The 13,555-nt window shown below is 49.2% G+C and carries 10 protein-coding genes and 1 pseudogene; all 11 read right to left on the bottom strand.

Translation table 11 applies throughout. The features are described 5' to 3' along the window. Positions 1-75: 75 nt before the first annotated feature. On the bottom strand, positions 76-624 hold the full coding sequence (rfbC, locus tag O3W44_RS19050) for a dTDP-4-dehydrorhamnose 3,5-epimerase (protein WP_269294270.1): 549 nt from the start codon (positions 622-624) through the stop codon (positions 76-78). Continuing rightward, positions 624-1,504: pseudogene (rfbA, locus tag O3W44_RS19045) on the bottom strand (glucose-1-phosphate thymidylyltransferase RfbA). Before rfbA ends, rfbC begins: the two are co-directional and overlap by 1 nt. 42 nt (positions 1,505-1,546) lie before the next feature. Then, the gene (rfbD, locus tag O3W44_RS19040) at positions 1,547-2,434 is read right to left on the bottom strand and encodes a dTDP-4-dehydrorhamnose reductase (RefSeq protein WP_269294269.1); all 888 of its coding nucleotides are present in this window, start codon (positions 2,432-2,434) and stop codon (positions 1,547-1,549) included. After that, the gene (rfbB, locus tag O3W44_RS19035; protein WP_269294268.1) at positions 2,434-3,513 is read right to left on the bottom strand and encodes a dTDP-glucose 4,6-dehydratase; all 1,080 of its coding nucleotides are present in this window, start codon (positions 3,511-3,513) and stop codon (positions 2,434-2,436) included. The genes rfbD and rfbB overlap by 1 nt, the downstream gene beginning before the upstream one ends. A 434-nt stretch (positions 3,514-3,947) precedes the next feature. Next, positions 3,948-4,961, bottom strand: coding sequence for a UDP-glucose 4-epimerase GalE (gene galE / locus O3W44_RS19030; protein ID WP_269294267.1), 1,014 nt, complete (start codon positions 4,959-4,961; stop codon positions 3,948-3,950). Between the two features lie 52 nt (positions 4,962-5,013). After that, a complete protein-coding gene (galF, locus tag O3W44_RS19025) occupies positions 5,014-5,910 on the bottom strand; it encodes a UTP--glucose-1-phosphate uridylyltransferase GalF (protein WP_269294266.1) in 897 nt (298 codons plus the stop codon). Between the two features lie 279 nt (positions 5,911-6,189). Further along, positions 6,190-7,530: a lipopolysaccharide biosynthesis protein gene (locus tag O3W44_RS19020; protein ID WP_269294265.1), complete on the bottom strand. Its 1,341-nt coding sequence runs from the start codon at positions 7,528-7,530 to the stop codon at positions 6,190-6,192. Beyond that, positions 7,527-8,750, bottom strand: a complete 1,224-nt coding sequence (locus tag O3W44_RS19015; RefSeq protein ID WP_269294264.1) for a glycosyltransferase — start codon at positions 8,748-8,750, stop codon at positions 7,527-7,529. Before O3W44_RS19015 ends, O3W44_RS19020 begins: the two co-directional genes overlap by 4 nt. A gap of 4 nt (positions 8,751-8,754) precedes the next feature. Beyond that, the gene (wcaK, locus tag O3W44_RS19010; protein WP_269294263.1) at positions 8,755-10,017 is read right to left on the bottom strand and encodes a colanic acid biosynthesis pyruvyl transferase WcaK; all 1,263 of its coding nucleotides are present in this window, start codon (positions 10,015-10,017) and stop codon (positions 8,755-8,757) included. Positions 10,018-10,172: 155 nt separating this feature from the next. Then, positions 10,173-12,389: a phage tailspike protein gene (locus O3W44_RS19005; protein WP_269294262.1), complete on the bottom strand. Its 2,217-nt coding sequence runs from the start codon at positions 12,387-12,389 to the stop codon at positions 10,173-10,175. An 87-nt stretch (positions 12,390-12,476) separates the two neighbouring features. Further along, positions 12,477-13,511 carry a glycosyltransferase family 4 protein gene (locus O3W44_RS19000; RefSeq protein ID WP_269294261.1) on the bottom strand — a complete coding sequence of 345 codons (1,035 nt, stop codon included), beginning with the start codon at positions 13,509-13,511 and terminating at the stop codon, positions 12,477-12,479. Positions 13,512-13,555: the final 44 nt, after the last annotated feature.

Raw genomic sequence — 13,555 nt, 5'->3', positions numbered from 1 at the left:
AAGAAAGTATGCTGTACTGCATAACATTCTTCATTTAAAAAACAAAATAGTCAGCGATTATGCTGACTATCTGACTTAGTTAAAGTAAACGGCTTTCTGAAACGAAAGCCCTTCCATATCTTTAGCCGAAAGTAATGGTTGCACGCCTTCAGCTAACGGCCATTCAATTCCGATAGTCGCGTCATTCCAGAGCAATGAGTGTTCTGCTTTAGGGTTATAATAGTCAGTGCACTTATAAACAAACTCAGCACTGTCTGACGTTACCAGGAAACCATGTGCGAATCCTTCCGGAACCCAAAGCTGACGCTTATTATCTGCGGACAAAAACACACCAACCCACTGCCCAAACGTTGAAGAAGATTGTCGCATATCTACGGCAACATCAAAGACTTCACCCGACACAACGCGGACCAACTTCCCTTGGGTATTTTCCGTCTGATAATGCAGCCCACGCAGAATACCTTTCGATGATTTAGAATGATTATCCTGGACAAACTGGCGTGGACAAACCAGCTCTTCAAACTTCTTCTGCTGCCAGGTTTCCATAAAGAAACCGCGCTCATCACCGAAAACAGACGGCTCAATAATTTTTACGTCAGGAATTTTCGTTTCGATGACTTTCATTACAATTTACCTTCATAAAGCGACATCAAATATTTACCGTATTCATTTTTCATCAAAGGCTGAGCCAGCGTTTTCAACTTCTCACGATCGATAAAGCCCATGCGGTAAGCAATCTCTTCCGGGCAGGCAACTTTTAATCCCTGACGCGTTTCAATCGTCTGGATAAAGTTGTTGGCTTCGTTCAGGCTTTGGTGCGTGCCGGTATCTAACCAGGCATGGCCACGCCCCATGATAGAGACGGAAAGCGCACCTTTTTCCAGGTAAAGATTATTGATATCGGTAATTTCTAGCTCGCCGCGTGGTGAGGGCTTAAGGTTCTTAGCCATTTCAACCACACTGTTATCGTAAAAATAGAGGCCTGTCACAGCATAATTGCTTTTCGGCACTGCTGGCTTCTCAACCAGTGAAATGGCTTTACCCGTCTGATCAAACTCGACCACACCGTAACGTTCCGGATCGTGTACGTGGTAAGCAAATACCGTTGCGCCCTGCTCTTTTTACAGGCTTCTTCAAGTTGCTTATGCAGGTCGTGTCCGTAAAAGATGTTGTCGCCCAAAATAAGTGCGCAGGCATCATTACCGATAAACTCTTCACCCAGAATAAACGCCTGAGCCAGCCCATCCGGGCTTTCTTGCACCTTATACTGGATGCTGATTCCCCACTGGGATCCGTCACCTAACAGACTTTCAAAGCGTGGCGTATCCTGTGGGGTACTGATAATCAAAATATCGCGGATCCCCGCCAGCATCAGCGTGCTCAGTGGATAATAGATCATCGGTTTATCATAAATCGGCAGCAGTTGTTTACTAACCGCCATCGTCACCGGATAAAGGCGCGTACCCGAGCCACCCGCCAGAATAATACCTTTGCTGTTCTTCACGACATTCACCCTTTAATTAATAGATATTCCATCGGACACGCTTTATGCATACAGCTCATCGATAAGGCGAGTGACACCCGTTTCCCAGTCAGGAAGCGTGAGCGCGAAGGTTTCCCTGAATTTACGTGTGTCTAAACGTGAATTGCCTGGACGTTTCGCTGGAGTAGGAAAAGCGGACGTGGCTACCGGATTAATGGTTTTAACATTTAATTCGATTCCCTTGCTCTGCGCATAACGGATAACCTTACCGGCATAATCATACCAGGTTGTGGTTCCTGCGGCGATCAGGTGATAAAGCCCACTGACTTCCGGCTTTTCTAAGGCAACACGAATAGCATGTGCCGTGCTGTCTGCAATTAAATCTGCACCCGTAGGGGCACCGAACTGATCGTTGATTACCGATAATGTGTCACGATCTTTGGCTAAGCGAATCATGGTCTTGGCAAAGTTATTACCGCGTGCGGCATAAACCCAGCTGGTGCGAAAGATCAGGTAATGACGCATGTTGCGCGCAATAGCCTGTTCGCCTTCAAGTTTGGTTTGGCCGTAGACATTAAGCGGCGCTGTTACATCGCTCTCTTTCCACGGCGTATCGCCTGAGCCATCAAACACATAATCGGTAGAATAGTGTACTAACCATGCGCCGCACTCCTCTGCCGCTTTGGCTAAGGCTTCAAGTGCAGTGGCGTTGATAAGCTGGGCTTTCTCTTGTTCTGACTCTGCTTTGTCCACCGCAGTATAAGCCGTCGCATTAACTATCACGGCTGGCTGTAATTTGCGCACGGTTTCAGCAATGCCGGTGGGGTTTTCGAAATCACCACAGTAGTCAGTAGAGTGTCGATCCAGTGCAGTCAGACTACCCAGCGGTGCCAGCGCACGTTGCAATTCCCAGCCTACCTGACCATTTTTACCAAATAAAAGAATATTCATTAGCTACGCTTCTCGTAGTTTTCTTCGATCCAGTTTTGATAAGCACCACTTTTAACATGCTCAACCCACTCCGGGTTATTCAGATACCATTCCACCGTTTTCTTTAAACCGGTTTCAAACGTCTCCTGAGGCTTCCAGCCCAGATCCCTTTCAATTTTCGACGCATCTATCGCATAGCGTCGGTCATGACCAGGTCTGTCCTGGACATAGGTAATTTGATCGCTGTAAGGCGCAGCTTTCGGGCGGAGCTGGTCAAGCAATTCACAGAGTGTAAGCACAACATCAAGGTTTTTCTTTTCGTTATGACCACCGATGTTGTAGGTACTGCCCGGCTGTGCTTTTTTCACCACCGTGTAAAGCGCACGCGCGTGATCTTCAACATATAACCAGTCACGAATTTGGTCGCCTTTACCGTAAACAGGCAGAGGCTTACCTTCGAGCGCATTGCTGATGATCAACGGAATCAATTTTTCAGGGAAATGATAAGGCCCGTAGTTATTGGAGCAGTTAGTAACAATAACCGGCAATTTGTAGGTGCGACCCCAGGCTCGGACCAAATGATCGCTGGCGGCTTTGGTTGAAGAGTAAGGGCTGCTTGGCGCGTAAGGCGTTTCTTCAGTGAACAGCGGCAACTCACCTTCCATTTCGTCAGGATGAGGCAGATCGCCATAAACTTCGTCAGTAGAAATATGATGGAAGCGAAACGCATTTTTACGCGCTTCGGGTAGGGCTGACCAGTACTGGCGGCAGGCTTCCAGCAGCGCATAAGTACCGACAACGTTAGTCTGTACAAATTCTGCCGGGCCGGTTATTGAGCGATCAACGTGGCTCTCTGCTGCCAGATGCATAATCGCATCGGGTTGGCATTCATTGAGGATGTTACTGATGGCCTGTCCATCGCAAATATCAACATGTTTAAATTGATAGCGAGGATTTTGGCTGACATCTTTTAGCGACTCGAGATTACCTGCATAGGTCAATTTATCAATATTAATAACATCATCATCGGTATTATTAATAACATGTCTAACAACTGCCGAACCGATAAAACCTGCACCACCCGTAATTAAAATCTTCATAACGTTTCGTTAATCCTGACAAGCTAACTGAGGCATCGCTGCCTGTATATAAAACAGACAATCTTTAGCAGTCTTTAAACACGCTACCGCCCTTGGGTCACAGCTCCCACGACGCTGATTATCTTCGGCCAGAGTGAAATCTGTTACTGAGCATAGCAGCAGCCAACAGTATTTCATTGAAAGATAACTCTTTATTACGAAAGTAAATTAAGCAGAATTATCAATGGATAATTTCAAATTCTATCACTCGCGTTAAACAATGACGAACAAAATGATTTTAAGTAATGAACGTTAGTACATGTATTAACCGCTTATTAGGCGTAGATGATGGTTGCTGATGCGTCAATAGCGGACAATCAGAATTTTATGAAAAAAACAGAAGAGTCTTTTTATTTGGAGAAAACGAAGGGCGAGCAATATCGCCCTAAAAAAAATCAACGAAAACCGTTTGGATTTTTTTGCTGCCAGTTCCACGTGTCACGCATCATCTCGTCAATACCCCGCGTCACGCGCCAGTCCAGCTCGTTGTTCGCCAGTGAAGCATCTGCCCAGAAAGCAGGCAGGTCACCCTCGCGGCGGGGTTTGATGTCAAAGGGAATGGTTTTGCCAGACGCTTGTTCGAAAGCCTTGATCATTTCCAGCACGGAAAAGCCTTTGCCACCGCCAAGGTTGTAAGCTTTATAGCCTTCAACTTTTTCTAAATGATCCAGCGCCTTCAGATGCCCTTCTGCCAGGTCAACAACGTGAATGTAGTCACGCAGGCAGGTGCCATCTGGCGTGTCATAATCGCCGCCAAATACACCCAGCTTTTCAAGACGCCCAATCGCAACCTGAGCAATATAAGGCAACAGGTTGTTAGGAATACCGGTTGGATCTTCGCCAATCTCACCAGACTCATGGGCGCCCACTGGGTTGAAGTAGCGCAATGCAATGGATCTGAAGTTGGGTTCAGCCTTAGCGAAATCTCGCATCACCAATTCGGTCATCAGCTTGGAAGTGCCGTATGGGCTGGTGGTTCCGCCAATCGGCGTGGTTTCTACATAAGGAACCGGTGCATCTGCGCCATAAACGGTCGCTGAAGAGCTAAAAATAAAGTTCCATACGCCCGCGCTGCGCATTTCTTCTAACAGCACTACCGTACCGGCAACATTGTTTTCATAGTATTCAAGCGGCATGCGGGTAGATTCGCCCACGGCTTTCAGCGCAGCGAAATGAATCACGGCAGAAATGCTGTTCGATGCAAACAGATCGCGTAAGCAAGCGCGGTCGCGAATATCGCCTTCAACAAAAGTGGCCTGTTTACCCGCCAGCTTTTCAACGCGGCTAATCGCTTCGCGCGAGGCATTACACAGGTTATCCAGTACTACAACGTCGTCGCCACGCTGCAACAGCGCCAGCACCGTATGGGAGCCGATATAGCCTGCGCCGCCCGTTACTAAAATAGCCATGTGAACTCCTTTCTCTCTGCCGCGTCAAAACGCGGCACATAAATGTTGAAGGTTACTTCGCCAGGATTTTTTGAATAGCTTCGCGGAAATCACGGCCCTGCGTGTTGTTACGCAAGCCATAAGAGACGAACGCCTGCATGTAGCCCAGCTTACGTCCGCAATCGAAGCTGTGACCTGTGAGCAGTGAGACATCGACGGTTTTCTTTTTGCTCAGGCTGGCAATGGCATCAGTGAGCTGAATACGGCCCCATGCGCCCGGCTCGGTGTGCTCTAACTCTGCCCAGATATCAGCAGAGAGTACATAACGACCCACCGCGGCCAGGTCTGAATTCAGTTCATTTGGCGCGTCCGGCTTCTCAACAAAATTGGTGATGCTGCTGACATCGCCTGGATTATCCAGCGCATTTTCAGTGGTAATCACTGAATACTCAGACAGATCGGAATCAGGCATGTGTTTCGCCAGCACCTGGCTATGGCCCGTTTCTTCAAAGCGTGCCACCATCGCGGCCAGGTTGTAGCGTAAATGGTCGGCGGTAGAGTCATCCAGCAGGACATCCGGCAGTACCACCACAAAAGGATTGTCGCCAATCATTGGGCGGGCACACAAAATAGAGTGACCAAGACCCAGCGGCTGTGCCTGGCGCACGTTCATGATTGTCACGCCTGGAGGACAAATTGACTGCACTTCACTCAGTAACTGACGTTTTACACGCGCTTCGAGCAGAGCTTCCAGCTCGTAGGTGGTATCAAAATGGTTTTCAACTGCATTTTTGGAAGCGTGGGTGACCAGCACAATCTCTTTAATACCCGCTGCAACACACTCATCCACAATGTATTGGATCATCGGTTTATCCACGACGGGCAGCATCTCTTTCGGAATGGCTTTCGTCGCTGGGAGCATATGCATACCGAGACCCGCAACCGGGATTACTGCTTTAAGCTTGGTCATATTTGTTCCATTTAATGAAGTGATGACATGGGTCGATTATGCAGGATCGGCCAGAACTGCAAGTATAATCTTTATCTGAAAAACCTACACTAACTCGCTGTCAAATCTTAGAAATTCGGCTTTTTGCCCATTGCGTCAGACATCAGAATCTCAGGAAAGACAATCAGTAATCTGCTGTTTAAATTCGATCTGCTCAAAATAAATAAAATGATCGCTAAGACCAGCCATAAAAAGAAACGGGCGACATAAAGTCGCCCGTGATTAACGCTTATCCTGTGGTTATAACCACTGTTCAAACCATTGCGGCATCACAAACAGATCAAAGTGATTGACCAGCAAAATCACCGCGACAAACACCACTGATACAGATACCCACTGGCGGGCATAAGGCAAAAAGCGAATACCAATCACCGGTTTTATAAAGAACGGATGCGCAAAGGCCGCAATTAATACCTGCGAAATAGAGAGCGTTAAGGCGACATAGAGCACATTCGGCCAGATAAAGGTCGTGGCTAACACCGCCATCACCACCAGGCTTGCCACAACGTTCCAGTAAAACTCAACGTTGGTGCGTCCATTCGCCTGCGAAATAGCGCCCGTTAAGCCGCCCATTGGGCGCAGCATACCAAACAGCAACATCAGCGGAATGAGGTGATAAACCTGCTCATGCGACGCGCCATACAGTACGCGCACAATCACTGGCGAGAAGATACCAATCACCAGGTACATGAGGCTACTGAACATCATAATGACGAAAGTACCCTTGAGGAACAGCTTCTTCAGTTGCTCTGCATCGTGCTGCTTCTCGGCAAAACGTGGCAATGCCAGGCGATTAATCACCGGCGAAACCAGTTTCAGCGGTTGCAGCACCAGCTCTTTCGCCAGTGAATAGACGCCCAGCATCTCCGCTCCCATCACTTTCCCCACCACCAGCGCATCTGCCTGGGTGCGTAGCTGGTTAATGGTCTGCGAGCCTAACTGATAAATACCGTAACGTACCGCGCTGATAAATGTCGCTTTGTCGAATTCCCACGTCGGACGCCAGGATTTCTCACCAAAGGTGATCATACAAAGAATGCGCGTAAAGGCGTTGATAAACAGACCAAGAATCGCTGCCGCAACCGTCAGCGAGGTAAACTCCAGCATGGCGACGACACACAAAAAAGCGAACAGCTTAGTGCCCATTTCGATTTTCGCCAGCGACACCATGCGTTTCGTCTTGATGTAGTGCGCCTGGTATTGCGAAAGATGGCCCAGCACCAGGAAGTTAAGGCTGGTCAGCATGATCAAACCAACCAGTTCCGGCAGATGATAAAACCACGCCACCGGGAACGCGATGGCGAGCATGATCACACCGGTACAAAGACTGAGCGAGACGTTTACCCAATAGATAGTGCTCTGCTCGCGACGGGTAATATCCTGACGATGTACGATGTAACTACTCATCCCCATATCTTGCAATACGCTGGCGACAGCCAGAATGGCATTGATAATAGCCAAAAGCCCCAACTCATGGGCTTCCAGCTTACGGGCAAGAATACTGAGTTGTGCGACCTGAAGTACCGCAGAAAAACAGGTACTGCCAAACAACCACATTGCCTGTGACTTTAATCCACTCACACCATCCGCTCCAGAATCTGCGCCAGCTCGCCATAAGCGATATGCTGATTGAATTCGGTCTCAACTTTATGTCGGGCCGCTGCGACAACCGGGGCAACATCTACATCACCAAACGTGAGTTTCAGCAATGTTTCCGCCAGCGCCCGTGGATCATCTTCTTCCACCAGCCAGCCGGAAACGTTGTTTTCAATCAGTTCAGGAATACCGCTGTGAAAGGTGGATACCACCGGTAACCCCACCGCCATCGCTTCCATCAACGCCACGGGAATACCTTCCATATCGCCATCGGCCGCGGTTTTTGACGGTAGCAGGAAAATGTCTGCGTCGCTTAGCGCGCGGCGAATCTCATCCTGCGGCTTAAAGCCCGGCATGGTGACGCAATCTTCCATGCCTTCCTCAGCAATGAAGGCGCGCATCATTTCATCCTGATCGCCATTACCAATAATGGTGTACTGGAACTTGCCGCCACGCTGTCTCAGAATAGCACTGGCTTTTACTGCCACATCCAGCCCTTTCTTCTCGGTAAGACGTGCAACTGAAACAATACGCAGCGGCTTATGAAAGCCCTGCCGCGGCTGGAAATTGAATTTTTCCGGCTCAATTCCCATGCGCGTAACATGAATTTTTTCAGGTGGACAGCCCATTTCGATCAACTTGTTTTTCCACAGATTGCTGATCGGCAGCATCAGTTCACTCTGCTTAAACAGGTTAACGTAATCGTATTTGTGCTCTTTGAGAATATGACGACGCGAAATATCCGCGCCGTGAAATACGGTGGCTTGTTTACCCTGTAACACACCCAGTTCACGCAGTTTATTGGCTAACGCACCGGCGTAGCCGAAATGCACCAAAAAGACGTCTGCCGTGAAGGTTTGACTGGCATTGGCGACAATAGACGGCAACAGCAGCTTGCTGGATTGTGCGCCGTAGCGGCGCACGTTGAGCGAACGAAGCAGCGAGGGTTTCGCTAACCTGGGCAATACCAGCCTCAGACGCTGGTTCAGCTTATCGATAAGCGAGACTTTCTCTTCTGGCAGTAAATAGTGCGTCTTTGCCGCCAGTCCATATTCATCGAAGGCCGCATGCCGGTTCACCAAATCACCCGGAAATACCGAAATAATCTCCACGTCGTAACCGGCATCAATAAAATGGGTTACCTGATTCAGCACAAATGTCTCAGAGGCAACCGGGAAACGCATGGTGAAAAAAGTCAGCTTCATCTCATTACCCTAATACTTTGAGAATCTCTTCAGTGATCCGATTGCCAATTTCCCTTTCATTCGCAACGGCCGTGTTGACCTTCTGCCTGATGTTGTCGTAATCAGCCAGGACCGTCTGGACCTTGTCGATCAGCGAGCCGTCCATCAGGCTTTGTACATCGGTTGCCATCTGCGGCAGGCCAAGCTGATTCATCACGCCCATCGACTTGTGCTCATAGTTGATAGCAACGGCAGGTGTTCCGAAGTTCATTGAAATAATGGCGGAATGCAAGCGTGTGCCAATCGTCAAATGACAGTGGCTTAAAAGAATTCCCAACTCAAGGTCATTAAACTCATCCATGATGACATGGTAATGCTCAGGGTGCTCAACATGCTCGCGCAGCGTCAGTGCCACCATGCGGTCATCTTTTGCGTAGCTGTCGATGCCGGTACAGGTTGAGAAAGCGACAACCTGATAACCTTCAGCGATCATTGCGTTAATCACGCGCCCGAAGGCTTCTTCATACTCTTTTTGGGTGACACCCAGACGTTTGTCAAACGGTGCCAGTTCACGCACGGTAATCGCAATGGTTTTACGGGCACTGATTATTGATTTCCAGTGCAACAGGTTGTGGCTTGGGTTGGCCACTTCACGCGCCTTCACCAAAAACGCAGTATCCACGCCAGCGGCCACTTTGCTGCTGGTCACGCCGTCGCGCTTCATCAAATCAAGACTCACTGATTCACGCAACACCAGGCTGTTTACGCGATCAAAAACAAAATTGGCTAACGCATTAACGCGCGGATTCTGGAACGGCCCAACGGAATGACCGATCATATAAATCGGTTTTTTTGCCATCAGTGCGCAGAGTGCATGGTCAAACTGGGTCACGCCATAGAGATCAACGAAAAACGAACCGCCAACCTGAATAATCGCATCATATTTTTTCAGGCTTTCGGTAAACGCTTTCAGGTGAGGAGGAACCGCAAACGACTTGTATATACCGCCTTTGCCGAGATGCGCCATCATAATGTCAGGCATCAGGCGATTGGCTACCTTGCGTTTTACCGAGCCGACTAACCCCTTCGCTGACTTACTGTTATGCAGAAACAGTGAATCCTGTTGAATGTCCTGCTGAAGCAAATAACCAGAGCTGGTTGGATAACGACTGATCACATCAATATCTAAATCACTGCGTGCGGACTGCATTGAGTCAATCAGTCCACGGAGAATCGCGCCATCCCCACGATTTCCACAGGTATGGTTACCCACCAATAAAATTTTCATAAAAACTCCGAATGAATTTTTTTAATTCTGTAAGCCGCCATCGTCCAAACTGGCAAAGTGAACTCTGTTAAAAATGTGCAATAAGGCAAAAAGTACCCAAAGGTTCTGCTTCATACATAACTGGCCGCGTGTGTAACGGCGGCCAGTAATCACCCTCACGATTTAATTGAGAAGTAAGGCATTGCGACCTGTTTGCCGTTGATTACCACCGAAACAAATCCAGCGGGCTCGCGGGTATCAACCTGATCGTCTGACAGGGGACGCGAGGCCAGCAACAGATCGCCCTGCTCATTCGCGCCGATTCCGGCTTTGCCGTTGTGCAGGCTGAAACGCTGTGGCGCAAGCTGGCTACCGTCGCCGCCTGGAGGAGTGCCTTTCACCATTTTGGCGTTTACCCGGGCACAGCGTCCGGTATCAAAGCGTGTTTTACCGGTGCCTTTTACCAACACCGCCGCGGCAGGCATCCATCCCGCCAGCTTAACGAAGATCCGCACATCCGTGTCATGGGCCGCAATGTAGCGCACTTCAACCACCGGACTGCTGCCTTCGGCTGACCAGCTGGCTTCGGATTTAGCTTTTTTACGCTGAACGTGAATCACCGCGCGACCGCCGGTCGTGTTGCCATTAACGACATGCATCAACGCCGCGTTATCCGTGCCATTGCTGAACTGCGACTGACCAAAAATCTCGATTTCCCACGCGTCACCCACATTCGGTGAGTAAAGGCTGCCAAGCTCGAACCAGGTCTGTTGATTGCTGTTGTTTTCCAGCCGCCAGCGCGAGGTGATGTAGTTGTAATTAAGGCTGCCATCTATCGCCACGCCGTATGATTCAACCCGGGTTGAGCCCATTTCCCAGATGCTGAGCAGGCGGTCGCCCTGCGCCGAGTTATCGATCCAACTGCCCGATTGCAGATTGGTCTGACGCATATTCAGACGCGAGTTGTGGGCAATCAGCGGGTTTTTACAATCTTCCAGGCTGAGCGCATCAACAATCCACTGGCCGTTTGAGATGTCGCCAGGATAATCGCAGTGTTCTATCCAGCCGTTATGAATAATGGACTGACCACAGCGCGGCAAATTCAGCACTTTGCCGCCACGGCAGTGCTGCGCATTGAAGTTTGATAATTCAATGGCAGTGCTGTGATCCCAGTTGCCTTTTTTTTGCCCGGACCAGCCCGCTTTAATCACATCACCGGTGCAGCGTGAGGCGTACCACTGGTCGATTTTGCAATCGAGTGTATCCAGCAGGCTGATTGCCGTGCCGCCTACGCGACTAAAGCGCAGACAGGCGCCACGGAAAAATTGTCCGCCAGGGCAAACATTGCGGAAAAGCCCCTGTTTATTCGGATTGGTGTCCGTATTGCCGTTAAAAATCAGGTTAGAAATCTCAACCCAACGCGCATTCATATCAAAAATAAATTCAGATTTGCCGTCTGATATCAGCGTAGTCGCGGGGAAATAGCCAAAATTGACCATCGCGCCTGAAATGCGGAAGAAGCGCAGTGGCTCTTTGCCAAAATCACAGGCGGTAACAAAGAAGGTACCCGCTGGAAATTGCACGCAAATTTGCTGATTCGCCTGCAGTGACCACTGATACATCGCTTCTATCGCGGGCGCGGTATCTGTTTTACCGTCGGCAATGGCACCAAAATCAAACAGTGTCAGACGGTTGTAATCTTCCACGACACGTCGCCAGTGAAACCCCTGACCGGCAAAATTGACGCCTTCATCATCTTTGGCATCCGTAAAACTGCCGATGAACTCACCGCCACCGACTTCAAAGCCAGCATGCCAGCTTTTTAACTTGATTTTTGCCCCTTCAAACAGCGGGCGCGTTTTGCGCAACTCCTCTACTGAAGCGATTTCACCAATCAGTTGATAGCCCGTCGGTTGCGCCAGACGCTGACTGAAATCAGCCTGACCGGGACGGCTTACATCCGCAATGCTAAACAGCGTTTCACCCTTGTTATCTTCTACCGTCATTGAGTGAGACGGATCGGCGATTAACGCTGAGTTATCATGAATAAACTGCGCAAAGTTGCCTTTATTCAAGGCTATGGGCTGGCTGATTTCCGACACTTTACCGCTGGCATCACGCAAGAAAACCGGGATTTGGTTACCTGCTTTGCTGGCATCGCTGCCCGCTTTACCTATCCACAACTTGCCTTCAAAACTTTGCCAAAATTGCGAGGGCATGGCATAGACATTTTCCGGGGTCAGAATCGGCACGTCCCCTTTTGGAATGTCAGCAGCATCAACAGGTGTCAGGGCTGTGCCATTACTTTTTGCTGCATAGCTGGAAAAAGTACTCACAGAGAGAGCACCAACAATGGCTGAAGCTGCGGTTTGCAACACTTCTCTTCTTTTCATCAGACTTTCCCATGGTTAAAAAGGCCGCATTACCGGCCGTGGCTACATCCCTTGAGGCATTTTGCAAACAGGCTTCGTGTGCCCGTGTTAAACCAACGCCAGCCAGCTTTGCTTGATTTGGTTACCGTCAAATTTCAGTGCGGTATCCTTTGTTTTTTCGCTCATGCTGTAAAACAGCGCATCGTCGCTCGCCAGCTGATCCATGCGGGCTAAAAATGTCGCTTTATCATTCATTGGCACCAGGAAACCATCTTCAGCGTGATTGATGATCTCCTGGGGACCGGTTGGGCAGTCATATGCCACCACCGGTAATGACCAGGATTTCGCTTCCAGTAACACCAGCGGCAATCCTTCGTAGCGTGAAGTCATTAATGCCATATCACTGTTACGGTAGTAGTCATTGATATTGCTGACCTTGCCGACAAAATTAACGCTATCAGTGATGCCCAGCACTGCGGCTTGATCCTGCAATTGCTGGCGCAGCTCACCATCGCCCGCAATCACCAGCGTCCAGTCAGGATGGGTTTTGGCAAAATCACGCCAGATATCCAACAGTAAATCGAAACCTTTTTGGTGATCCAGACGCCCCACCGCTAGCGCCTGGCGGCTGCGCGTCTGACGCTGAAAGGCTTTATAAACCACTGGATTAGGGATTTGCTTGCTGGGAATGCGCCAGCGACTGAAAACCTGATGATCCTTCTCTGTCAGGACAATCACGCAGTCGTAGTAGCGCAACAGCAGATATTTGAGGAATTTGATTGGTTTACTGAAGGAGTTAATGGCGATGTGTTCGCAGGCATAGGCTTTGCCACGCTTTTTCTTCATTGCCAGCAGGTTCCAGAACGCGAACATCACGCTCAGACGCCCCATGCTAATCAGGAAAACAGTGTCAAAATCTTCGGCGTGGATGCGGTTAACAGCACTTTTGATCGGATTACTGTCTCCTTCAAAGCTCACGATCTCTTTGACGTGCTCGAAGGGATAGAATGTTTTTCCGCTGCCTTCCAGCGAATAGAGGGTGACATCGTGCATCTCACCAAGACATTCCGACATAAAGTTACAGATGTTCTCAGTGCCTGCGTAAGAATAAGCATCTTTGATCACCAGGACGATTTTTTTCATGAAACGCTACCCACCTCAAAAGAATAAAAGACAATCCTGCCGAT

This window comes from Pantoea sp. LMR881, from assembly GCF_027157825.1.
GTDB lineage: Bacteria > Pseudomonadota > Gammaproteobacteria > Enterobacterales > Enterobacteriaceae > Pantoea > Pantoea haifensis.
The sequence above is the reverse complement of the archived record's forward strand: the minus strand, read 5'-3'. Positions and strand labels throughout refer to the sequence as shown.

Bases quoted from the DNA above. Each gene is read 5' to 3' on its own strand.
- rfbC (WP_269294270.1), bottom strand. From the start codon at position 624: ATGAAAGTCATCGAAACGAAAATTCCTGACGTAAAAATTATTGAGCCG.
- rfbD (WP_269294269.1), bottom strand. From the start codon at position 2,434: ATGAATATTCTTTTATTTGGTAAAAATGGTCAGGTAGGCTGGGAATTG.
- rfbB (WP_269294268.1), bottom strand. From the start codon at position 3,513: ATGAAGATTTTAATTACGGGTGGTGCAGGTTTTATCGGTTCGGCAGTT.
- galE (WP_269294267.1), bottom strand. From the start codon at position 4,961: ATGGCTATTTTAGTAACGGGCGGCGCAGGCTATATCGGCTCCCATACG.
- galF (WP_269294266.1), bottom strand. From the start codon at position 5,910: ATGACCAAGCTTAAAGCAGTAATCCCGGTTGCGGGTCTCGGTATGCAT.
- O3W44_RS19015 (WP_269294264.1), bottom strand. From the start codon at position 8,750: ATGAAGCTGACTTTTTTCACCATGCGTTTCCCGGTTGCCTCTGAGACA.
- wcaK (WP_269294263.1), bottom strand. From the start codon at position 10,017: ATGAAAATTTTATTGGTGGGTAACCATACCTGTGGAAATCGTGGGGAT.
- O3W44_RS19005 (WP_269294262.1), bottom strand. From the start codon at position 12,389: ATGAAAAGAAGAGAAGTGTTGCAAACCGCAGCTTCAGCCATTGTTGGT.
- O3W44_RS19000 (WP_269294261.1), bottom strand. From the start codon at position 13,511: ATGAAAAAAATCGTCCTGGTGATCAAAGATGCTTATTCTTACGCAGGC.